The sequence below is a fragment of the Mesorhizobium sp. CCNWLY176 genome (genome assembly GCF_037153935.1).
Lineage (GTDB): Bacteria > Pseudomonadota > Alphaproteobacteria > Rhizobiales > Rhizobiaceae > Mesorhizobium_M > Mesorhizobium_M zhangyense.
Map to the genome: position 1 here is coordinate 380827 of NZ_JBBBDZ010000001.1, position 23199 is coordinate 404025.

Sequence of the window (23199 nt, forward strand, 5' to 3'; positions counted from 1 at the left end):
CCATGACATCTCCGGTTCTTTCTGTTTCCAACCTCAACACGTCCTTCCTCGTCGACGGCAAATGGATGGATGTCGTGCGCGACGTGTCCTTCGACATCGGTGCGAAGGAAACGGTTGCCGTCGTCGGCGAATCCGGTTCGGGCAAGAGCGTGACCGCGCTGTCGATCATGCGGCTCCTGTCGGAAAACAATGCCCGTCTCAAGGGAGAGATCAATTTCGGAGGGCAGAACCTGCTGGATATTTCCCAGCAGGACATGCAGAAAGTCCGCGGCAACCGCATCGGCATGATCTTTCAGGAGCCGATGACGAGCCTCAACCCGGTTCTGAAAATCGGCAAGCAGATAACGGAAGTGCTGGTGCGCCATCGCGGCATGACGCAAGCCACCGCCAGGGCCGAGGCGATCCGGCTTCTCGACAAGGTGCGTATTCCGGCCGCCAGATCGCGCCTGGACGAATATCCGCTGAGTTTCTCCGGCGGCATGCGCCAGCGCGTCGTCATCGCCATCGCGCTGGCATGCAGCCCGCAGCTTCTGATCGCCGACGAGCCGACGACCGCGCTCGATGTGACGATCCAGGCGCAGATCCTCGAACTGATCAAGGTGCTGCAGGAAGAGGAGGGCATGTCGGTCCTCTTCATCACCCATGACATGGGCGTCGTGGCTGAAATTTCGGACCGCACCGTGGTCATGTATCGCGGCGAAGCGGTCGAGACCGGCACGACGCAGGAGATCTTCCAGCACGCCAAGCATCCTTATACGCGGGCACTTCTTTCGGCCGTGCCGAAGCTCGGTTCGATGGCCGGCACGGTCCAGCCAAAGCGTTTTCCGATCGTCGACATGAAGACGGGCGAGGCGGCATCCGTGGCCGATACTGCGGATACGGTCGAGCATGACCAGGAACCGATCCTGGAGGTGAAGAACCTCGTCACCCGTTTCGACATCAAGTCCGGTTTCTTCGGTCGCGTGTCGGGCCGTGTGCATGCGGTGGAGAACGTCTCGTTTGATCTGCGCGAAGGCGAGACGCTTTCGCTGGTGGGCGAATCCGGCTGCGGCAAGTCGACCACCGGCCGCTCCATCATGCGCCTGACGGAAGCCAGAAGCGGCTCCATCACGGTCGGTGGCAAGGATGTGCGGCACGCCGGAAAATCATCGCTGCTCGACATCCGCAAGCATATGCAGATGATCTTTCAGGACCCGTTCGAAAGCCTCAACCCGCGCATGCGCGTGGGCGAGGCGATCGCCGAGCCGATCGTCACCCACGGCCTCGCCGCGCGAGGCGAAGTCCGCAAGCGCGTGGCCGATCTTCTCATCCGCGTCGGCCTTTCGCCGAGCATGGCCGATCGCTTCCCGCATGAGTTTTCGGGCGGCCAGCGTCAGCGCGTCTGCATCGCGCGGGCGCTTGCACTGGAGCCGAGGTTCATCGTCGCTGACGAGTCCGTTTCGGCACTCGACGTGTCGGTCAAGGCGCAGGTCATCAATCTGATGCTCGACCTTCAGGAGCGTTTCAAGCTCGCCTATCTCTTCATCTCGCATGACATGGCCGTGGTGGAGCGCATCAGCCATCGCGTGGCGGTGATGTATCTGGGCGAGATCGTCGAGATCGGATCGCGCGCCTCGGTGTTCGAGAATCCGCAGCATCCCTATACGAAAAAGCTGATGGAAGCCGTTCCGGTGCCCGATCCCGCACGGCGGCAGATCCGGCGTATTTCGAACGACGAAATCAGGAGCCCGGTGCGCGCGCCGGATTTCGTGGCGCCGGTACGCAAGTACGACGAGGTTTCATCCGGCCATTTCGTGCAGGTGTCGTAAGGCGAGACCAGTTCTACCTGGCCTCGCCGTTGAACAGGCGGTCGAGGATCAGTCCTTCGAGGCGGGCAAGTTCGACGGTGGCGTGGCGGCGTGGCCGTGGCAATGGAATGTCGAGGTCGAGCACGATCCTGCCCTCGTCTATGACCACCACGCGGTCGGCCAGCGCCACTGCCTCGGCGACATCATGCGTCACCAGAACGGCGGTAAATTTCTGGCTGAGCCAGATGCGTTCCAGCAGTTGCTGCATCTCGATGCGGGTGAGGGCATCGAGCGCACCCAGCGGCTCGTCCAGCGCCAGGATGAGCGGCTGCCCGACGAGTGCGCGTGCCAGCGCCACGCGCTGCTTCTGACCACCTGAAAGAACTGATGGCCATTCACCGGCGCGATCGGCGAGGCCAACCTCTCTTAGAATCTCCAGCGAGCGATCACGCGCTTGCTTGCCTTTGGCAATGCCAGTCAGGCCAACCGCGACATTGTCCACCACGCGCGCCCAGGGCAGCAGCCGCGGCTCCTGGAACATGATGCGTGTACGGCTGTGATCGGTCTTGCCTGCGCCATGCGCCAACTGGCCGGACGTCGGACGATCCAACCCGGCGAGCAGCCGGAGCAGTGTGCTCTTGCCGCAGCCGCTCTTGCCGATAACAGCAAGGAATTGACCCTCACGCACTTCGAGATCAATGCCTTCAAGAACTGTCTTGTCGCCAAACTTCTTGCCGACGTTCCTGAACGAGAAGGCGACCGGTGTTTGTGATCGCGGTGCAGAGCGCTCCAGCGGGATACTCTCGAAAGCGCGGAAGGCAGTAATCGTTGCTGCGGTCATTGTCTCACCTCACGCTCTCTGGAAGGCGGGATGCCACTGCAGGGAAAGCCGCTCCAGCAAGCGTGCAAGACTGTCCGCGAGCTTGCCGAGAAGGGCGTAGATCAGGATCGAAAGCACCACCACATCGATCAGCAGGAATTCGCGCGCCTGCATGGCCATGTAGCCTAGCCCGGACGATGCCGAGATCGTTTCCGCCACGATCAGCGTCAGCCACATGATGCCGAGCGCGTAGCGCAAGCCGACGAAGATCGCCGGCAGCGCTCCCGGCAGGATGACACGCAGGAAAAGCTGCGTGCGCGACATGCCATAGATGCGGCCCATTTCGACAAGCTGCGGATCGACGGTCTGAATGCCGAGCAGCGTGTTGACGTAGATCGGGAAGAAGACGCCGAGCGCGACGAGAAACAGCTTTGCTTCCTCGTCGATGCCGAACCACAGGATCACCAGCGGGATCAGTGCAAGATGTGGCACGTTGCGGATCATCTGCAGCGTCGTGTCGGTCAGCCCGCGGCTGAGTGCCGACAGGCCGTTAGCCAGCCCGAGCGCAAAGCCGATCGCGCCGCCGACGACAAAACCACTCAGGGCTCGAGCAGTGCTAACCCAGATATTTTCGAGAAGCTCTCCCGATTTGAGCAACCGCCAGAAGGCTTCTGCTACCGCGCTGGGTGCTGGCAGGACATTGGTTGCGATGAGCCCCACCCGCGAAGCCAGTTCCCAGACCACCAGAATGACTGCGGGCAGAATCCAGCCGGCGCTTTCGTGGCCGATATTGGCGAGTGTCTTTCTCATGAGGAGGCCTGCAGGCGTTCCGCGCCGTGGAAGCCGACCGAAAACTCGTTGGCGATGTCTTCCCGTGGCTTGATGCGGCGAGAACCGATGCCGAATTTCGGGAACAGCAGTTCGGCGACGCGATAGGCCTCCTCCAGATGCGGATAGCCGGAGCCGATGACCGTATCGATGCCGACATCCTGATATTCGCGGATGCGGTCGGCAACCTGATCGGGCGTGCCGACGAGTGCGGTGCCGGCGCCGCCGCGCACCAGCCCGACGCCCGCCCAGAGATTTGGGCCGATAAGCAGGCGGTCGCGCCTGCCGCCATGCAGTTCGGCCATGCGCCGCTGCCCAACGGAGTCCATTTCCTTCAGGAACCTGGCCTGAGCGTTTTCGATCTGAGCATCGGTAATGCGGCTGATCAGGCGATCGGCCGCCGCCCACGCCTCTTCCTCGGTTTCACGGACAATGAAATGCAGACGGATGCCGAAACGAAGCTTGCGCCCTTTCAGCGCTGCCTTGCGACGCGCGCTTGCGATCTTTTCCGCGACAAGCGCCGGCGGTTCGCCCCAGGTCAGATACATATCGACCTGTTCGGCTGCCAGATCCTGGCCGGCGTCGGAGGAACCACCGAAATAGAGCGGCGGCCGCTCCTGTACCGGCAACAGGTCGAGCCGGCCGTTTTCGACGCGGTAATATTTGCCGTCGAAATTGACCTGTTCGCCGGAGACAAGCGCACGCCATATCTTCAGGAATTCATCCGCCTGCGCATAGCGCTCGTCATGCGGCAGGAAGACGCCGTCGCCGGCCAGTTCGGTCGGATTGCCGCCGACCACGACGTTGAGGAGCAAACGCCCATTGCTGAGACGGTCCAGCGCTGCCGTCTGGCGCGCGGCGAAGACGGGCGAGACCACGCCCGGACGCAGCGCGACCAGATATTTCAGCCGCTCGGTATGGGCGGCGAGGCCAGTCGCGGTTATCCAGGAATCCTCGCAGCTCTGGCCTGTGGGCAGCAACACGCCGGGGAAGCCGAGGCGGTCCACCGCTTGCGCGATCTCCTTGAAATACCCGAATTCCGGCGGCCGCTGCTGCTGCTCGGAACCGAGGTAACTTCCGTCGCCATGCGTTGGAATGAACCAGAAGAAATCAAGCGGCTTTTCGGAAATGATCGGATTGACGGTCATCGGTTGATCTCCTCGCTATAGGCATCGCAGTCAGTTTGACGGGGCGGACCAAACGATATCCCGAACCTTGATCGCGTTCGGGATCAGCTTGAGGTCGTAGAACGTGTCGGCGATCGATTGCTGTTGGGCAATCACTTCATCGGACAGGGCACGAACCTCTATCTTGTAGCGATCGGTGGCAGCTTTCTGGGCGGCAAGCTCTATGCCTGTCGCTTCAGCCGATATTTTCGCCAACTCGTGGCGATTTTCGGACGCCCATTTGGCGACGCCTGACAATTCCTCGACTGCTGCCTTCAGCACATTGGGATGGCGCTCGGCAAAATCCTTGTTGGCGAGATAGAAAGAGTTGCTGTCCAGTCCGTCCGCAGTCGTGACGAGCGCGTGCGCATTGTGCTTGATCTCGGCGATGGCGAAATATGGATCCCACACCGCCCACGCATCGACGCTGCCGGTCGTGAACGCTGCGACCGCGTCGGCAGGGCTCAGGAATGCGGGTACGATGTCGGAATAGGCGAGCCCGCCTTTCTTCAGCGCCTGAACGGTGAAATTATGCGAGCTCGATCCCTTGCCGAAGGCAACCTTCTTGCCCTTGAGATCTGCCACCGATTTTATTGGCGAGTCCTTCGGGACAAGGATCGCATTTTGAACGGCGGGCGAGCTTGCCGCATAGACGAGTCCGGCTCCGGCCGATTGGGCCAGAATTGGCGGCGTATCGCCGGTTACACCGAAATCAATGGCTCCGGCGCCAAGTGCTTCCAGCAGCGGCGGCCCGAACTGGAACTCCACCCAGCGCACACTATCGACGCCAAGCGACTTCAGCCGCTGTTCGAACACCTGTTTCTGGCGCGCGACCACGAGCAGGCTGCTGCTTTTCTGGTAACCGATCCTGAATTCGCCGGGGGCGTCTTCGGCGCGAGCATTGCCGAGCGAGAGCGCTCCGGTGAGCAAGGCAGCACCCATCAGGCCTGACAGGAAATGACGTCGTTTGAGCATCTGACTGTCCTCTTGAAGGTCCAAATTGATTGACGAAGCTGCTGCTCGACGCCTCAGTTCGCCGGCGGCGTCCAGACCGCGTCGCTGATCTTGATCGCATTCGGTATGAGGCCGAGTTTGAAGAAGCGATCGGCCGTCGCCTGCTGATTGGCGATGATCTGGTCGCTCAGCGGAAAGATGCCAAATTCGCTTCGGTTTGCAGCAAGCGTCTGGGCATCCAGCGGCACACCGGTCACTTCATGGAGTGCGGCTGCCACCTTGTCGCGATTGCCGTCCGCCCATTTGGCGGCCACTTCGAGCGCGCCGATGGTGGACGTGACGACATCGGGATGCTCGCCGGCGAAGGTCTTGTTGGCGATGAAATAGGTATTCACGTTCAGCACGTCGCTCGACCGCGCCAGGATGCGGGGCTGGTAGCGTGTTTCGGCGATGGCGAAGAATGGATCCCATACCGACCATGCATCGATCTTGTCGCTGGCAAAGGCCGCAGCCGCATCGGCGGGGCTCAGATAAATCGGCTCGATATTGGAGAAGGCGATGCCTTCCTTTTCGAGTGCCGCAACGAGCAGGTTATGCGCGCTGGTGCCTTTGCCTACGCCGACCTTCTTGCCCTTCAGATCGGCGATCGACTGGACCGGCGAATCCGGTTTGACGAAGATGGCCTCACCCTTGCCGTTGGACGGAAGAGCGGCGGCGTAGACGATCGCAGAGCCTGCCGACTGGCCAAAGATCGGCGGTGCATCGCCGACCCAGCCGACATTGATCGAGCCGACATTGAGGGCTTCGACAAGTGGCGGCCCGGCGGTGAATTCGACCCACGAAACGCTGATGCCTTTCGGCTCAAGCGCCTTTTCGATAAGACCTTGCTGCCGCGCGATCACCGGCAGGCCGGTCTTCTGGTAGCCGATCTTGAGTTCCTTCAGCTCGGCAGCCGATGCGCCGAATGCGGCGAACGCACTTGCGGCAAGGAGTGCCGCGCCGAATAGGCGTCTTGTGATGGCCATCATGAACCCCTCTCGATATCGCCTTTTCCAGGCGCGTTCCGGCTCCCGTCACGCAGGAGGAGAGGTCATGCTAAGTATTCTAGAAAATCTATAGAGTTAAATTATTTCAAAAATGAAGCGGAATGCGAAACCCCTTTCCGAAAAGGGCTTCAAACGCGCGCAATCTGGTAGAAACCTTGCGGAAAGAGGCTCCCGGAAGGATAGTTTTCCGACCTCGCGACAGCGATCAGGCCGCGCTGGCGCGGGCTGCTGCCAAGAACGCAAGCTTGGCGGGAGTGGCCAGGAGCCTGGAGCGTTCGAGGCGCTCGGGCGTGTAGTGGTGTTCGACATCGAGACAATTGACCGTGCCGAGCAGTTCGCCGGCAATCACCACCGGCATGTTGATGACCGATCCGCAGCCCAGCGACCAGATGGTCTCGTGATCGGGAAAAACCGTCGCGATGTCGGCGATGGTGTTGGCGACGAAGGTTTCGCGCGCCTTGTGGACGACATCGAACCAGCGATTGTACTGGACTGGCTTGGTGCCCGAGGCGGGATAGCTCTTCGGGTCCGACGTGTATGCGCGGCGCGCCAACTCGTTCTTCATGTCCACAGTCATGACAGTAAATAGCTTGGCGCCGACGATCTTCCGCGACAATGCCTGAAGCGCCACCCATGGTGCATCCGGTGCCTTGCCGCCGGCAATAGCCGCGTCGAATTCGGCGAACGCCGCCATGATTTCTTCGTTCGTCATGTCAAAGTCCTTGCAGTTGGGGAGGGGTCAGGCGGCGTGGGTGGCACTGATTTCCATCAGCTCACGCGAATAGGGTTGCTTGAGCGCGCCTTGCCTGAGGTCGACGACGTCTGCGATTTCGACGATTCGGCCCTGGCGCATCACGGCCAGCCGGTCGCAGAGAAAGGAGACTACGGGCAGATTGTGGGTGACCATCAGGAAGGTAAGGTTCTGCTCGCGGCGCAGCCGCTTGAGCAGGTTCAGGATTTCGGCCTGTACTGAAACGTCGAGCGCCGAGGTCGGCTCGTCGAGCAGCAGGATCTTTGGTTCCAGCATCAAAGCACGCGCAATCGCCACGCGCTGGCGCTGACCGCCGGAAAGCTGGTGCGGAAAGCGGAAGCGGAATTTCCGGTCGAGCCCGACGGAGGCCATGACCGCTTCGACGCGCTCATTCTGGTTGCCGATGCCGTGGATGGCGAGCGGCTCGCTCAGCGTCGCATCGATCGTCTTGCGTGGATGCAGCGAGCCATAGGGGTCCTGGAACACCATCTGGCAGAGCCGCGCGAAATGCCGGTCGATGCCATGGCTGCGCGACTTGCCGAAAGCGGTGATCGAGCCTGTCCATTCGGGTGCAAGTCCAGCAATTGCTTTCAAGATCGTCGACTTGCCCGAGCCGCTTTCGCCGACCAGCGCAAAGCTCTCGCCTTCCGCAATGTCGAGGCTGACGCCATGTGTGATGGGCGTCTCACCATAGGAGATGTCGAGGTTGTTCAGGGAAAGCGCGGTCATGAATTGGCCCATGCGCTGCGGTCGAGCACGGGCAGCTCGTCGCGTGTTTCGTCAAGGCGGGGGATAGCGGCGAGCAGTCCGCGCGTATAGGGATGCGTGGCGTTGCGCAATTCGCCGGCCTCGCATTCCTCGACCACGCGGCCGGTGTTCATTACCAGGATGCGGTCGCAATAGCTGGAGACGAGGTTGAGGTCGTGGCTGATGAAGATCAGCCCCATGCCCTTGCGCTTCACCAGTTCGTCGATGATGTCGAGCACCTGCGCCTGCACGGAAACGTCGAGCGCCGAGGTCGGCTCGTCGGCGATCAGCAGATCGGGCTCGGGGATCAGCATTATGGCAATCATGACGCGCTGGCCCATGCCGCCGGAAACCTCGTGCGGATAGAGCTTCGCGACGCGTTCGGGATCGTCGATGCGCACCGATTCCAGCATGGCTTTCACGCGCTGGCCGACCTCGCGGCGCGGCAGTCGCTGGTGGGTCAGTAGCGCCTCGGCGATCTGTTCGCCGATGGTCATGACCGGGTTGAGCGAGAATTTCGGGTCCTGCATAACCATGGAAATGCGCGCGCCACGAATAGCGCGCATCTGCTTTTCCGATTGGGCAAGCAGATCGATGCCGTCGAATGCGAGCCTGTCGGCGCTGACGGTCCCGGGCGCGCGGATGAGCTTCAGGATCGAACGGCCGGTCATCGACTTGCCGGAACCGCTTTCCCCGACGATGCCCAGCCGCTCGCGGCCGAGCGTGAAGGAAACGCTGCGCACGACGTCGATGTCTCCGCGCGGCGTTGGGAAGGTGACGCGCAGGTTGTCAACTTCAAGAAGCGGCGTATTCAATGCTGCTCTCCGCTCTTGGGGTCGAGAACATCGCGCAACCCGTCGCCGAGGAAACAGAAGCCGAGGCTGACGATGATGATGGCAAAACCCGGCATGGTGGCGACCCACCACTGGTCGAGAATGAAGGAGCGCCCGCGCGCGATCATCGCGCCCCATTCGGGCAAAGGCGGCTGCGCGCCGAGGCCGATGAAGCCGAGGCCGGCGGCTGTCAGGATGATGCCGGCCATGTCGAGCGTGACGCGCACGATCATCGAGGAGGTGCAGAGCGGCAGCACATGGCCGAGGATGACCCTCATGGCCGACGCGCCCTGCAATCTTATGGCTGCGATGAATTCGGAGTTCTTGAAGGTCAGCGTCTCTGCGCGCGCGATGCGGGCGTAGCCGGGCCATGAGGTGATGGCGATCGCTATGATTGCGTTTTCGATGCCAGGCCCAAGTGCTGCAACCAGCGCCAGCGCCAGGATGAGCTTCGGCATGGACAGGAACACATCGGTGATGCCCATCAGGATGCGGTCGATCCAGCCGCCGAAGTAACCGGCCACCGCGCCGATGATCAGCCCGGCCGGGGCCGCCAGCACCGCGACCATGGCGACGATGACGAGCGTGATGCGCGCACCATAGACAACGCGCGACCAGATATCGCGGCCGAGTTCGTCTGTGCCCATCCAGTTGGCGGCACCCGGCGCTAGCAGACGCTGCGTCAGATCCTGCTTGAGCGGATCATGCGTGGCTATGAAGGGCGCGAAGATCGCGGTGAGGATCAGCACGAGAATGATGGCAGCGCCGACTACTGCCAGCGGATTGCGGGTGAGCGCGCCGGCGATGCGCCAGGCACGGCCGAGCCGGGCCTGCAGACGCGACGAGGGGCTGTCGTCTATCAGCCAGGCGCGGACAGTGGTGGTCATCGCCGGGCCTCCTAGCGCGCGCGGGGATCGAGGACGCGGTAGAGCACGTCCGAAATCTTGTTGATGCCGATGAACACCGCGCCGATGACCAAGGTGGCACCGAGGACCGCATTCATGTCGGCGTTGAGCAGGGCGGTGGTGAGATAGTTGCCGATGCCGGGCCACGAAAAGATGGTTTCGATCATCACCGAACCTTCGAGCAGCCCGGCATAAGACAGGCCGATGACCGTGATCAGCGGCACGAGAATCGGCCGGAAGGCGTGCCGCCAGATAACGAGCCGTTCCGATACGCCCTTCACCCGCGCCGTCGTCACATATTCCTGCGCCAGCTGATCAAGCATGAAGGAACGCGTCATGCGCGCGATATAGGCGAGACTGAAGAAGCCGAGTACGGACGCCGGCAGCGCCAGATGCCAGATGGCATTGAAGAAGATTTCGGTTTCGCCAGCGATCAGGCTGTCGATAAGCAGCAGGCCGGTTACCGGCGGCACCAGCCCGTCATAAAAGATGTCGAGGCGACCGGGACCGCCGACCCATTTCAGCCGCGCATAGAACAGCGCCAGGCCGACCAGCCCGAGCCAGAAGGCGGGGATAGCATAGCCTAGCAGGCCGACGACGCGGATGATCTGGTCGACGGCACTTCCTTGCCGGCTCGCGGCATAGACACCCATCGGCACGCCGAGTAGCACGCCGATGATGATGCCGAGCGTCGCCATCTCCAGCGTCGCGGGAAAGACGCGCTTCAAATCGTCGGCGACAAGCTTGCCGGTTGAAACCGATGTGCCGAGATCGCCGGTCAGCACATTGGCGACGTAGTGGAAGAACTGCACCACCAGCGGCTGGTCGAGCCCCATCTGCAGGCGTGCGGCCTCGTAGACAGCGCGCGGCGCGCGATCGCCGACAACAGCTAGAACCGGATCGATCGGGACCACGCGGCCGATGAAGAAGGTGATGGCGAGGAGGCCGAGAAAGGTCAGCGCAACCGTGACGACGAAGCCGGCAAGACCCAGCAGAAGATGCGCGCCCCGGCTTTTGCCAAATGTTTTCGACCGGACGACAACTGCCGTACCTGCCGCGGTATCGGGTTCGAATGCCACGCTCAGCGGTTTCCCATTTCTGTCGACGGATCATGGCTGTGGAAGCATGATCCGCCGGCGGTCTCGACTGCAAGCAAAAATGCCCGCGACGTTGCAAGGTGCTGTTCGCCTTGCCATGCAGGCATCTGAAAATTCCGCTTGGACTATACAGAGAATTTTGCTTAGATCAAAAAAATTTTGATGGGAGAGAAATCGCGGTGTCATCTGCACCCGGCAAGTCTGCGGCGTCGGCGCAGCCAAAAGTCGGCGCGCTCATCCGCGCCCGGCGGCGGCAATTGCAGATGACCTTGCAGGAACTTTGCGATGCCGCCGGCATCTCCGTCGGCTATCTCAGCCAGGTCGAGCGCGACCATGCCACGCCGTCTCTCGGCACGCTCGCGCAGATCGCGCGCAGCCTCGATGTCGGGGTCGATTATTTCATTGCTACGCCCAGCATGGAGGATGGACTGACCCGCGCCGGGGAACGCAACAGATTTTCCGTCGACGGCTCCTCGATCGTCTATGAGCGCATCGCCGCCGACTTCACCGGCAATGTGCTTTCTTCCTTCGTCCTTCATGTACCGCCCGGCTATCGGTCGGAGACGGTGAGCCACGAAGGCGAGGAAATTCTCTACCTTCTCGAAGGCTCGATCACCCAACGCCTCGATGACGAAGAGATGGTTCTGTTTCCCGGCGACAGCCTACATTTTCGCGGCAACCGTCCGCATTCCTGGTCAAACGATACCAAAGAGACTGCGCGCCTGCTCTGGACTGGCACCTTGCCGATGTTCAGGTCACGCGCCGAGCGCCCGGCCCTGCGCAGTTCAAGGGCCGACGAGAAAATCACGGGAACAAAGCTTAAAAAGGAGAAACCATGATGAAGTTGTTCAAGGCCGCGTTGCTCGCGGCCGCCTTGGCGCTGCCGATTACGGCGGGCGCGACCTATGCGGCGACGCCGGAGACCGCGCTGGTGGTGGCGCAGAATATCGACGATATCGTCAGCATCGACCCGGCCGAGGCTTATGAGTTTTCGTCGGGCGAATATGTGAGCCAGACCTATGACCGGCTGGTGCAGTACGACGCGCCGGATGTGAAGACGCTTGCGCCCGGCCTCGCCACCGAATGGACTGCTGACGACGCCAACAAGACGATCACCTTCACCTTGCGCGACGGTGTGAAGTTCACCTCGGGCAACCCGCTTCGTGCCGAGGACGTAGTCTATTCCTTCAAGCGAGTGCTGACGCTCAACAAGGCGCCGGCCTTCATTCTCACCCAGCTCGGCTGGACCCCTGAAAACATCGACACGATGGTCAAGGCCGACGGCAACAAGGTTGTCGTCAAATATGACGGCAATTTTTCCTCGGCCTTCGTGCTCAACGTGCTTGCCGCCCGTCCGGGCTCAGTGGTCGATGCGGTCACCGTGCAGGCCAACGAGGCCAATGGCGACATGGGCAACGCCTGGCTCAAGGCGAATTCTGCTGGCACAGGCCCCTTCGTGCTGAAGGCTTTCCGCCCCGCCGAGATCATCAATCTCACGGCAAACCCGGATTATTTCGGCGGTGCGCCGGCGATGAAGACGGTCATCATCCGCCACGTTGCTGAAGCCGCCACCCAGCAGTTGCTGCTTGAATCCGGTGACGTCGATATGGCCAAGAACCTGACGCCGGACCAGATCAATACGCTGGCCGGCAAGGATACCGTCAAGGTCGAAACCTATCCGCAGGCAGCCGTGCACTTTCTCTCCTTCAACCAGAAGGACGAGGCTCTCACGAACCCTGCGATCTGGGAGGCCGCACGCTATCTCGTCGACTACAAGGGCATGACCGACAGCTTCCTGAAGGGCCAGATGCAAATCCATCAGGCGTTCTGGCCATCGGGCTTCCCGGGCTCTCTGGATGAAACGCCCTACAGCCACGATCCTGAAAAGGCCAAGAAGATACTGGCCGACGCAGGCGTGAAGACGCCGCTGAAGGTGACGCTCGACGTCATCAACTCGACGCCGTTCACCGACATGGCGCAGTCGCTGCAGGCGGGCTTTGCCGAGGCCGGCATCAAATTCGAGATCATTCCCGGCACCGGCTCGCAGGTCATCACCAAGTATCGCGCCCGCACGCATGAAGCGATGCTGCTCTACTGGGGCCCGGACTTCATGGACCCGGATTCCAACGCCAAGGCTTTTGCCTATAACGAGGACAATTCGGACGGCAACTACCAGTCGACCACGACCTGGCGCAATGGCTGGGCCGTGCCGGCCGAGCTGAACGCCGAGACCAAAGCAGCGCGCGCCGAAGCCGACCCTGCAAAGCGCAATGAAATGTATGTCGATCTGCAGAAGAAGGTGCAGGCCAATTCGCCGATCGTCATCATGTTTCAGGCGGCGACACAGGTCGCGCTGGCCAAGAATGTCGAGGGCTACGTCAACGGGGCGACGTCGGACTTCGTTTACTACCGTCTCGTCACCAAGAAATAGCAGGTCTTTTGTCCCTCGGAGCCGCCGCTTGGCGGCTCCTCCTCATTCAACAACAGAAGAACTTAAAGATATGCATGAACAGCGGATGGCTCGCCTGCGCGAGCGCATGACGGCAACCGGGACCGATCTCGTCGTAGTCGGTCCTTCCTCGCATCTCGTTTGGCAGGCAGGCATGTCGCCGCATGGCGACGAGCGCCCGGTGTTGCTGATCGTCTCCAAGGATCACGCCGGCTTCCTGATGCCGTCGCTCAATGCGGATAGCCAGCGGCCATTCACCAATATGCCCTTCTACACATGGAGTGACGCCGACGGTCCCGATAAAGCGCTGGCAAAATTGCTGGCCGACAGCGGTGCAGACCGGCCTGGCCTGAAGATCGCGCTGGACGAGACCATGCGTGCCGACTTCGCGCTGCTGGTGATCGATGCGCTGCCGGGGGCGAAGCGCGGCTTCCTCAACGATACGGTCGGCTTTCTGCGCGCCCGCAAGGATGAGGCGGAATACGCGTTGCTCAAGATGAACGCAGTGCTCAATGATGGGGCCATGCGTGCAGGCTTTGCCGCACTAAGGGAAGGCATCACCGAGCTGGAAGTCGGTCAGGCCATTCGTGATTATTACATCGCCAATGGTGCCAAGCCGGAATTCGTCAGCGTCTGCTTTGGCGAGAATGGAGCCTTCCCGCATCACCACACCGGCGACCGCAGGCTGAAGCGAAATGAAGCTGCGCTGATCGACATTGGCGGCCGCAAGGATGGTTATCCCAGCGACATGACGCGCGTCGGTATTTTCGGCGAAACGCCGGAGGGCTTCGATGAGGTCCATGGCGTGCTGGAGCGCGCCGTGCAGGCGGCGGTCGATGCGGCCAAGCCCGGCGTTGCCGCCAAGGAAGTCGACAAGGCCGCTCGCGATGTCATCACCGCGGCCGGCTACGGCGAGTTCTTCCTGCATCGCACGGGGCACGGCCTCGGCATCGATATTCACGAGCCGCCCTACATCACGGGTACATCCGAGACGATCCTTGAAGAGGGCAACGTCTTCTCGATCGAGCCGGGCATCTATCTGCAGGGCAGGTTCGGCCTGCGGCTGGAAGAAATCGTTATCGTGCGCGGCAATCGCGCCGAGGTGCTTTCCGAACTGCCGCGGAGCGCCTTCGTCGTGAAATAGTTGAGCCGGCTGCGCGGCGGTCAGACACCGCCGCGCTTGGCGGCAAAGGCTGCCTGAACGGCTCGATTGACCGTGACCGGCAGCATTGACATGTGGTTCTCGCCCGGATGCAGCTCGAAGCTGGCTTTCAGCTTGTCCGGTGAAAGACGGTTCAGACGCTCCGCCATGTCTTTTGCGAATTCGTCGGTGCGAGTGACCTTCTTCTGCTCCAGCCGCTTTGCCTCGTCAGCCGCGCCGATCTGGAAGGGCGCCAGCTTTTCGGTTTCATATTCGCCCGCTGACAGGATGACCTCGGCTACAAGGCCTTCAGGTAAGTTGGCTTCGAACGTTTCGAGAGAGCGGTCGACCACGCGATCCTCCCAATAGATCGCCGGAGAGGCGGAAATCCATGTCCGGAAGGCGAGGGGACGGTTGAAGAGCGCGTAGAGCGCGAAGAGCCCGCCGAAAGAGTGCCCGTAGAGCGCCTGCCGGCTGCGGTTGATTTTTACGCGGCCTTCGATCCATGGCTTGAGTTCGTCTTCGATGAAGGCAAGGAACTCTCCGGCGCCGCCGGTGCGGACGTCGGGCGTGTTTTCGTAGAAGGGCGGATAGGTTTTCCCCGGCGGTGGCCCGAGATCCCAAGAGCGCCGGAGCGGATCATAGGCGCCTTCGACGGGATAGCCGATCGCCACGATCACGCCTTCCTGGATACCCGTACCGAGCGGGTAGTTCGCTTGGGCGCGAACCGCGTCGACGGCGGTTGCGATCACGGCGTTGCCGTCTGTCATGTAGAGCACCGGCCAGCCGGTTTCAGGCTCGGGTGCTGCCGGTATGTAGGTAAAGATGCGGTAGGGCTCGCCGCCTCTGGCGGGAACGAAATCCTGGACGGTCGTGTTGGCGACAAGGGCAGGTCTCGGGGTGGCGCGCTCTGGCATGAATTGTCTCTCGGCAAAGCTTGGTAAAGTTAGCGACGGCGCAGCAGCCACATCAGGATCGGCCCGCCGATAAGGGTGGCAACGAGACCTGCCGGAATCTGGCGTGGGAAGATCGCCGTGCGGCCGATCCAGTCGGCGGCAACCATGATCAGCGCACCGGCAAGCACCGCACCCACTGCCTGCGGCATGGCACGCGCAAGGCCGAGACGGCGGGCAAGATGCGGTGCCATCAAGCCGATGAAGGTGAGTGGCCCGACAATCAGCGTTGATGCTGCCGTCAGCGCTGCGGTCATCAGCAGGATGAGAAGGCGAGTCGTGGTGAGATTGAGGCCAAGCCCATGTGCGGCCGTTGGCCCGAGCGGTAATATGTCGAGCCAGCGCAGGAACAAAGGCGTCAACACAACCAGAAACGCGGCGAGCCCCGCGGTGAGTATTGCCGCATTGATATCAACGCCATAAGTCGATCCTGTGAACCAGTTCAGGAGCAGCATCGCGCGCGGATCGCCGGTTGCGGTCAGTATGAGGATCAAGGCGTCGAACAGCGCCGTCAGCGCTATGCCGGCAAGCAGAAGCCGCTCCGGCGCGAAGGCGGCGCGCCGTCCAAGCGCGAGCATTACCGACAGCGCGGCAAAGGCGCCGACGGTCGCGGCAATCGTCTGGGTGGGACGGCTTGCGTCGACGAACACGAACAGCGCCACGATCATGCCCAGCGCTGCACCTGCGCTGACACCGAGCACTTCAGGGCTGGCCATGGGATTGCCGGTCAGCCTTTGTATCATCAATCCGGCAAGCGCCAGCATAGCACCCGCCGAAAGGGCAGCAAGGACGCGCGGCAGCCGCCATGACAGGATCGACTGCAGCTGATCGCCGAAGGCGAAATTCCAGCCCGCCGGTCCGGGGCCATAGAACAATGCGAAGAAAAGCACTGCTGCCAGGAGGATGGCGATCCCGATCAGAAGCAGGCCGGGGTGCAATGCCCGCGACAGGCGATCGGCAGTCAGTGCCGGAGTTTCCGAGCCAAGCTTGAGGCGTGGCAGCAGCCATAGAAGCAGCGGCGCGCCGAGCAGCGCGGTGATTGCGCCGGTCGGCAGCAGATCGCCTTGTGGGCCGGTCAATAGCTGCACGCCCTGATCCGCAGCCCACAAAAGGGCAGCGCCTATCAGCGGCGCCATGATGAGCCTCTGGCCAAAGCGGCGCGCGCCGCCGATGCGCGCGAGCGCTGCCGCAGCCAGGCCGATGAAGCCGATGACGCCGACTGCTGCTACGACAAACGAAATCAGAGCCACCGCAGCGCCCAGGGCGGCGAAGCGGTAGACACCGAGCGGAACGCCGAGGCTGCGCGCGCCTTCGTCATCGAGGCCAAGCAAGGTCAGCGGCCGCACCATGAGGCCGATCGCCAGGGCCGCTATGCCAAGACGCGGAATAAGCCAAAGCGTCGTCGTCCAATCCTGCTGGCCGAGTGTTCCGGCGCCCCAGATGAACAGGCCGGCCAGCCATTCATGCTTCAGCACGATCAGCGCAGCGCCGATGGAGCCGGCATAGAGGCTGACGACGAGCCCTGCGAGCACCACCGAAAGCGGCGACAGGCCCTTGTGCCACGACAGGCCGAAAACCGCAGCGATCGCCAGGAGCGCGCCGGCAAGCGCCACCCACTCACGGCCATAGGCCAGCAGCGACGGCGCCAGAAGCGTCACCAAGGCCAGTGCCAGATAGGCACCGGCGGAGACGCCGACGGTTTCGGGGGCGGCGAGGGGGTTCCGAAGAACCTGCTGCAAAACCGTTCCGGCGAGGCCGAGAGCCGCGCCGCAGAGCAGACTGACTGCAAGCCGCGGCAGATAGGCGTAGTGAACCAGCACCTGCCGCATGTCGTCGATATCTGGCGCTGTAAGTGCGTCGACCCATAGTGCGGAAGGAAGCTGCACGGTTAGATTGGAGATGGTCGCAGCTGTGGCCGCCGCGATCAGCACGGCACAAAGCAACAGCGCGCCAAGAGGTACATTGCCGAAGAAGGAAAGCCTGGGTGACGAACTGCCAACTCCGGACGTGGCATTGCCTATCGTTGCCGCCTGCTCAGCCATTGGCGCTCTCCGCCGTCAGTGCGTCGGCAAGAACCTCTGCGAAGCGGGTCGCGGAGGGAAGCGCTCCGAACATGAGAACTGGCGGCAGATGCAGCATCGAGCGGCTGCGAACAAACGGCATCGCGTTCCAGACCGGGCTTTCGGTCAGCGTCCCGGCTGCTCCCGTCGGCAGCGGATCGAGATAGGCAAGCTGCGCATTGCTCGATCCCGCAAGTCCATCGATGCCGACCGTCGAAAAGCCCCAGTAGTTGGTCTCTGCCGTCCAGGCATTGCGGATGCCGATACGGTCGAAAACTTCCTGGAACAGGCTCTTGCGGCCATAGACGCGAACGTTGCGTGGATCGAGGAAACTGACGACGTAGATCGGCCGTTCGGAAAGCGGTTCCAGGCGCAGGCGTATCTCGGCGAATTTGGCGTCTGTCTCACGGATCAGCGCTTCGCCTTCCTCGACCTTGCCGACCAGTTGGGCAAGCTGCCGGGTGGCTGCGACGGAACGCTCGTAGGGCTGACCGTCTTCGGCGTAGATGCTGATCGACGTGACCGGCGCAATGCGTTCCAGCAGCGGCTTGATGCCGTCGAGAAATGGAATGCTCAGGATGATGTCCGGGCGAAGCTGCTGGAGGAATTCGAGATTCGGTTCCAGAAGCGTGCCGATGTCGGCTATTTCCGGCGGCAGTGGTGGCTCCACCACCCAAGCCTCCCAGGATTCCCGGTTGGGCACTGCGATCGGCCTGACGCCAAGCATGAGAAGCGTTTCCGTCAGTCCATGATCCAGGCAGGCGATGCGCTGCGGCGGCTGCTCCGCGTGCGCCGGCAACGTGCCGATGAACGGAAGCGCCAAAAGCCCGAGTGCTGCGCGCCGGCTCAGGCCGCGACAAGGCTGGTCCTGAAGACGCAAAGGCTCGAACCGTGTCACTGAACGTAGCCGATGGGCTGGCCGGTGACGGGATGAGGAAACACGCCCATATCGACGCCGAAAATACCCTTCAGCACGTCGCTCTTCATCATCTCGGCGGGCGTGCCGCGCGTCAGCAGGCGGCCGTCCTTGAGCGCAATCAACTCGTCGCAATAGCGCGCCGCCATGTTGGGATCGTGCAGGACAATGATGACGCAGAGATCGCGCTTGCGGCTTAGCTCCTGCACCAGTCCGAGCACCTCGACCTGATGGGCGATGTCGAGCGCCGAGATCGGTTCGTCCAGCAGCATCACGCCGGCGTTCTGCGCAACCAGCATGGCAAGCCATGCGCGCTGGCGCTCGCCACCGGAAAGCTCGTCGACAAGCCGGTCGGCGAAGCCTTCCATGTCGGTCAGCTTTAACGCTTCCTCGACATGCTGGCGGTCTTCCGCGCCAAAACGGCCGAGCGCACCGTGCCAGGGGTAGCGGCCGAGGGCCGCGAGTTCGCGTACCGTCAGGCCCGTTGCTGCGGGCGTCGTCTGGGGCAAATAGGCCAGCGCACGCGCCAGTTCCCGTGAACCCCAGCGTTCGAGCGGGCGCTCGGCAAATGTGATGGCGCCCGAGGTGACCGCCTGCTGGCGCGCCAGGAGCTTGATGAGCGTCGTTTTTCCCGAGCCGTTATGACCGATCAGGCCGTAGACGCGCGAGCGCTCTAGTTCCAGCGATACCGGGCCAAGCAGCCTGCGATCGCCGACCGCGAAGCTGACATCATCGATCTTGAAGGCGGTTGAGACTTCGATCTGGGACACGGTTTTGACCTTTGCGCGACGGCTCGTGGGACGCTGGTGCAACAGGAAAAATGAATCTCCCTTCGCACATGCGATATGCGGTTGACTATGAAACATGACTCTCTTAGTCAACATTGAACATGACTTATGAAGTCAACAATCTAGCTGCTACCGCAAGGGGATTGCGGTGCATAGCGAATTTTGGAACAGCAGGCATACCAAATGGCTTTTTTTGATGGTCGCAGCGTAACCGCTCGTGACGAGGTGTCGTATCGGCGCAGGCTGATAGCGACGACGTTCCTGTCGACGATTTTGTGCACAGGCTATGCCCTTGCGCAGGAAAACAGCGTGCAAACGTCAGAGGAAACCACGGTCCTCAAGCAGATCACGATCAGCGGCGGGTCAGGCCAAGACAATTCCCAGGAAGACAACAAGACGGTGGCTGCAAAGCGCAGCTCAGGCGCAACGAAGACGGATACGCCGCTGATCGAGACGCCACGTTCCGTCTCGGTGGTGACGCGCAAGGAGCTCGAGCAGCGCGGCGCACAGGACATTATCGAGGCAGTTCGGTACTCCGCAGGCGTGACGACTGGAGCGTATGGTTTCGACCCGCGCTTTGATCAGATCTACATTCGCGGTTTCAGCGCGACAACGATTGGCGACTACAAGGACGGTCTTCGCCAGCCTTACATGAACTATGGCACCTTCCGTACCGACCCTTACTCGCTCGAGCGCGTAGAGATCATCAAGGGTCCGGTATCCGTCCTTTACGGTGCGGGCACCCCGGCCGGGATCATCAACAAGGTATCAAAGCTCCCGACGGAAGAAAAAATCCGGGAAGTCGAACTGCTGTATGGCACGCAGAACCGGGCGCAGGCGGCATTCGATTTCAGCGGTCCGATTACCGAAGGCAGCGACGAATTCCTCTACAGGGTTGTCGGTCTTGCGCGAAACGGCGAAACGAATTTCGACATTGCCGATGACCGCTATTTCCTGCAGCCATCATTTACCTGGAACCCGGATGCTGCCACGTCATTCACCATATACGGGCTGGTGCAATCCGAAGAGACCGATGCCGGCGTCGCAGCATTGACTGATCCTTCAGGCAAACTTCTTCCTCTGCGAGCGAGCGACCCGGATTATGATTATCAGAAGGTTCGGCAGCAGCAGGTCGGCTACAAGTTCGAGCACGATTTTGGCAACGGCCTTACCGCGCGTCAGAATCTTCGCTATTCCCATCTGGATTTGAGGTCTCGTTACCTCAGCATTTACGGCTGGAAGCCTGGGACGACTGTCGCCCAACGCGGCGCGGTCGCGATTCGCGACGAGATGAATGTTTTCCAGGTCGACAACCAGCTCGAAGCCAAGTTCGACACCGGCCCGCTCGCTCATACGATGCTATTCGGCGTGGATTACACGAAGGTGAACTCGTCGTTCGGCCTCGGGTTTGGCCCCATCGATCCTGCCTACGACTTCGATATCAGCAACCCGACTTACGGCGTTTCCGGCCCTACGCCGGATTACAATTTTTCGATTGCTGAAGCGGATATGCGCCAGACCGGCATTTACGCGCTGGACCAGATCGAAATGGACAAGTGGCGCTTCACCCTTGGAGGCCGCCAGACGTGGGTCGAGCAGAACCGTGATACAAAGCGTCTGGATACCGGTGTAAATTCGTTGGAAAATGTAAGGAAGGATGCTTTCAGCGTTCAGGCTGGCGCGCTCTATCTTTTCGAAAATGGCGTCGCGCCCTTCGCGAGCTATGCGACATCGTTCGAGCCTATTACGAACCGGTCGACCTCGGATAGCATTCTTGATCCAACCGAGGGTGAGCAGTTCGAACTTGGTGTGAAGTATCAGCCGCCGGGAACCGACATCTTGCTTTCGGCGGTCGCCTATCATCTCGTCGAAAAGAATAGACCCACCGTCGTCAATCCCGACTTGGGGACTTACCGTTCGCTTGGGGAAGTGACCAGCAAAGGCTTGGAGCTGGAGGCACGAGCCTCTCTTATGGATGGGCTGGATGTGGTGGCCGCCTATACATACAATCAAGCGGAAATCACTGCGGGTGCTCCGACGGAGATAGGAAAGGTTCCGGTCGTCACGCCCGAACACGTGGCAACCCTCTGGGCGAACTACAAATTCGACGAGAGCACGGCTGTTTCAGGCCTGTCTTTGGGTGCAGGCGTGCGCTTTCTCAGCGAAACCTACACGAGCACGGCCAATACCAGCAAGAACGACGCGGCGGTCTATCTCGATGCCTCAGCGTCCTATGACTTCGGCGCCATCGACAAGAAATATGAAGGTGTCACTGCCGCGTTCGCAGTCCGCAACATTGCCGACGACCGCGCAACGGTATGCAACGATGGGTATTGCTATCTCGGCCAGGGCCGGAACATTACCGCATCGCTGAAGTACCGCTGGTGAGTCTCATATCTAAGGCGGCACTTGATCGTCAGGTTCTGGCGTGACAGGCGATGGTCATCACACGGTGAGGTACTTCCGCACCTCGGGCTTATCGAGGTCTTCCGCCGGACCGGTGTGAACAATGCGTCCCCGGTCCATGATGTTGACCTCGTCGGCAAGTTCCCGGCAGAAGTCGAGATACTGCTCGACCAGAAGAATGGCGATGCCGGCCTGGTCGCGCAGATAGCGGATGGCGCGGCCGATATCCTTGATGATCGACGGCTGGATGCCTTCGGTAGGCTCGTCCAGCACGAGCAGTTTCGGCCGCATGACGAGCGCGCGGCCGATGGCGAGTTGCTGCTGCTGGCCGCCGGAGAGATCGCCGCCGCGCCGGCCGAGCATCTGCTTCAGCACCGGGAACAGCTCGAACACATGTCCTGGGATTTCGCGCTCCGCACGCTTGAGCGGCGCGAAGCCGGATTCGAGATTTTCCTGAACCGTCAGTAGCGGGAAGATTTCGCGTCCCTGCGGCACGAAGGCGATGCCGGAGCGGGCGCGGTCATAAGGTGCTCGCCCGTCGAGAGCTGCACCTTCGAACCCAATCGCACCGCTTGTCAATTTGTGGTGGCCGACGATGGCGCGCATCAGGCTGGTCTTGCCAACACCGTTGCGGCCGAGCACGCAGGTAATCTTGCCCGCGCCCGCCGTCATCGACACGCCGCGCAACGCCTCCGCGGCTCCGTAGTGGAGGACGGCATTCTCGACGGTCAGCATTATCGCCAGCCCTTCCAACGTCGCCAGAACGTGATGTCGAAACGGGTGAAGGGAACACGCCAATACATCATCATCTCCCGAGATAGACCTCGACCACGCGCTCATCGGCGCTGACGAAGTCGAGCGAGCCTTCGGACAGCACGGAGCCCTCGTGCAGGCAGGTCACCTTGACGCCAAGTTCGCGCACGAAATGCATGTCGTGCTCGACCACGACTACGGAGCGGGTCTTGGCGATTTCCTTGAGCAGGCGCGCCGTCTCTTCGGTTTCGGCGTCCGTCATGCCGGCGACGGGCTCATCGACCAGAAGAAGCTTCGGGTCCTGCGCCAAAAGCATGCCGATTTCGAGCCACTGCTTCTGGCCGTGCGACAGGTTGGCTGCGAGGTCATGGCGTTTCGCCTCGAGCCTGGTGGTGGCGAGGATTTCGTCGATACGCCTTGTCTCTTCGAATGAGCGACGATGAAACAATGCTGGAAAAATCGAGCGCGGCCCTTTCAGGGAAAGAACCAGATTGTCCTCGACCGAATGGCTTTCGAAGACGGTAGGCTTCTGGAATTTCCGGCCGATGCCCATCATGGCGATCTCCGCCTCGTCGTGGCGCGTCAGGTCGATCTCGCCATCGAAGAAGACCTCGCCGCTATCCGGCCGCGTCTTGCCGGTGACGATGTCCATCATCGTCGTCTTGCCGGCGCCGTTGGGGCCGATGATGGCCCGCATCTCGCCCTTGTCGAGCACCAGCGACAGATTGTTGATGGCGCGGAAACCGTCGAAGGAAACCGAGACGCCGTCGAGATAGAGGATGGTGTTGCTCTTCGACAT

21 protein-coding genes are annotated in these 23199 nt (G+C 61.5%); 5 read left to right on the top strand and 16 right to left on the bottom strand.

All coding sequences use genetic code 11. The features are described 5' to 3' along the window. Positions 1 to 2: 2 nt before the first annotated feature. Complete coding sequence (locus tag WBQ96_RS01695; RefSeq protein ID WP_336546836.1) at positions 3 to 1808, top strand: ABC transporter ATP-binding protein; 1806 nt, start codon at positions 3 to 5, stop codon at positions 1806 to 1808. A gap of 13 nt (positions 1809 to 1821) precedes the next feature. On the opposite strand, the gene WBQ96_RS01700 is transcribed toward WBQ96_RS01695, so the two are convergent. The 10 genes from WBQ96_RS01700 to WBQ96_RS01745 all read right to left on the bottom strand — a co-directional run bounded on the left by WBQ96_RS01700 (position 1822) and on the right by WBQ96_RS01745 (position 10916). After that, complete coding sequence (locus WBQ96_RS01700) at positions 1822 to 2628, bottom strand: ATP-binding cassette domain-containing protein (RefSeq protein ID WP_336546835.1); 807 nt, start codon at positions 2626 to 2628, stop codon at positions 1822 to 1824. A gap of 9 nt (positions 2629 to 2637) precedes the next feature. After that, a complete protein-coding gene (locus tag WBQ96_RS01705; RefSeq protein ID WP_336546833.1) occupies positions 2638 to 3417 on the bottom strand; it encodes an ABC transporter permease subunit in 780 nt (259 codons plus the stop codon). Continuing rightward, on the bottom strand, positions 3414 to 4583 hold the full coding sequence (gene ssuD / locus WBQ96_RS01710) for an FMNH2-dependent alkanesulfonate monooxygenase (RefSeq protein ID WP_336546830.1): 1170 nt from the start codon (positions 4581 to 4583) through the stop codon (positions 3414 to 3416). The genes WBQ96_RS01705 and ssuD overlap by 4 nt, the downstream gene beginning before the upstream one ends. Before the next feature lie 30 nt (positions 4584 to 4613). Further along, positions 4614 to 5576, bottom strand: a complete 963-nt coding sequence (locus WBQ96_RS01715; RefSeq protein WP_165117220.1) for an aliphatic sulfonate ABC transporter substrate-binding protein — start codon at positions 5574 to 5576, stop codon at positions 4614 to 4616. A gap of 53 nt (positions 5577 to 5629) precedes the next feature. After that, positions 5630 to 6583, bottom strand: coding sequence for an aliphatic sulfonate ABC transporter substrate-binding protein (locus tag WBQ96_RS01720; protein WP_336546828.1), 954 nt, complete (start codon positions 6581 to 6583; stop codon positions 5630 to 5632). Positions 6584 to 6806: 223 nt separating this feature from the next. After that, entirely contained in the window at positions 6807 to 7313 is a 507-nt protein-coding gene (locus tag WBQ96_RS01725) for a GAF domain-containing protein (RefSeq protein WP_336546827.1), read from the bottom strand. A gap of 27 nt (positions 7314 to 7340) precedes the next feature. Then, entirely contained in the window at positions 7341 to 8081 is a 741-nt protein-coding gene (locus WBQ96_RS01730) for an ABC transporter ATP-binding protein (RefSeq protein WP_336546825.1), read from the bottom strand. Then, positions 8078 to 8914, bottom strand: a complete 837-nt coding sequence (locus WBQ96_RS01735) for an ABC transporter ATP-binding protein (protein WP_336546823.1) — start codon at positions 8912 to 8914, stop codon at positions 8078 to 8080. Before WBQ96_RS01735 ends, WBQ96_RS01730 begins: the two co-directional genes overlap by 4 nt. Then, positions 8911 to 9819, bottom strand: a complete 909-nt coding sequence (locus WBQ96_RS01740; protein WP_336546822.1) for an ABC transporter permease — start codon at positions 9817 to 9819, stop codon at positions 8911 to 8913. The genes WBQ96_RS01735 and WBQ96_RS01740 overlap by 4 nt, the downstream gene beginning before the upstream one ends. An 11-nt stretch (positions 9820 to 9830) precedes the next feature. After that, positions 9831 to 10916, bottom strand: coding sequence for an ABC transporter permease (locus WBQ96_RS01745; RefSeq protein ID WP_442920786.1), 1086 nt, complete (start codon positions 10914 to 10916; stop codon positions 9831 to 9833). A gap of 197 nt (positions 10917 to 11113) precedes the next feature. On the opposite strand from WBQ96_RS01745, the gene WBQ96_RS01750 reads away from it, so the two are divergent. From WBQ96_RS01750 to WBQ96_RS01760, 3 genes are all read left to right on the top strand, one after another. Further along, a complete protein-coding gene (locus tag WBQ96_RS01750) occupies positions 11114 to 11773 on the top strand; it encodes a helix-turn-helix domain-containing protein (protein WP_336547247.1) in 660 nt (219 codons plus the stop codon). Then, positions 11773 to 13365 (top strand): ABC transporter substrate-binding protein, encoded by a 1593-nt coding sequence (locus WBQ96_RS01755; RefSeq protein ID WP_336547245.1) that lies wholly within the window; start codon positions 11773 to 11775, stop codon positions 13363 to 13365. The genes WBQ96_RS01750 and WBQ96_RS01755 overlap by 1 nt, the downstream gene beginning before the upstream one ends. A gap of 85 nt (positions 13366 to 13450) precedes the next feature. Then, on the top strand, positions 13451 to 14527 hold the full coding sequence (locus WBQ96_RS01760; protein ID WP_336546821.1) for a M24 family metallopeptidase: 1077 nt from the start codon (positions 13451 to 13453) through the stop codon (positions 14525 to 14527). A 20-nt stretch (positions 14528 to 14547) separates the two neighbouring features. On the opposite strand, the gene WBQ96_RS01765 is transcribed toward WBQ96_RS01760, so the two are convergent. The 4 genes from WBQ96_RS01765 to WBQ96_RS01780 are packed head-to-tail and all read right to left on the bottom strand — an operon-like array spanning position 14548 to position 19223. Then, positions 14548 to 15441: an alpha/beta hydrolase gene (locus WBQ96_RS01765; protein WP_336546820.1), complete on the bottom strand. Its 894-nt coding sequence runs from the start codon at positions 15439 to 15441 to the stop codon at positions 14548 to 14550. 29 nt (positions 15442 to 15470) lie between these two features. Continuing rightward, entirely contained in the window at positions 15471 to 17519 is a 2049-nt protein-coding gene (fhuB, locus tag WBQ96_RS01770) for a Fe(3+)-hydroxamate ABC transporter permease FhuB (RefSeq protein ID WP_336546819.1), read from the bottom strand. Further along, entirely contained in the window at positions 17512 to 18435 is a 924-nt protein-coding gene (locus tag WBQ96_RS01775; RefSeq protein WP_336546818.1) for an ABC transporter substrate-binding protein, read from the bottom strand. The genes fhuB and WBQ96_RS01775 overlap by 8 nt, the downstream gene beginning before the upstream one ends. Then, on the bottom strand, positions 18432 to 19223 hold the full coding sequence (locus tag WBQ96_RS01780; RefSeq protein WP_336546816.1) for an ATP-binding cassette domain-containing protein: 792 nt from the start codon (positions 19221 to 19223) through the stop codon (positions 18432 to 18434). Before WBQ96_RS01780 ends, WBQ96_RS01775 begins: the two co-directional genes overlap by 4 nt. A 201-nt stretch (positions 19224 to 19424) precedes the next feature. On the opposite strand from WBQ96_RS01780, the gene WBQ96_RS01785 reads away from it, so the two are divergent. Further along, entirely contained in the window at positions 19425 to 21629 is a 2205-nt protein-coding gene (locus WBQ96_RS01785) for a TonB-dependent siderophore receptor (protein WP_336546814.1), read from the top strand. A 57-nt stretch (positions 21630 to 21686) separates the two neighbouring features. On the opposite strand, the gene urtE is transcribed toward WBQ96_RS01785, so the two are convergent. Then, positions 21687 to 22382 (bottom strand): urea ABC transporter ATP-binding subunit UrtE, encoded by a 696-nt coding sequence (gene urtE / locus WBQ96_RS01790; RefSeq protein ID WP_336547243.1) that lies wholly within the window; start codon positions 22380 to 22382, stop codon positions 21687 to 21689. Positions 22383 to 22452: 70 nt separating this feature from the next. Then, a complete protein-coding gene (gene urtD, locus WBQ96_RS01795) occupies positions 22453 to 23199 on the bottom strand; it encodes an urea ABC transporter ATP-binding protein UrtD (protein WP_336546812.1) in 747 nt (248 codons plus the stop codon).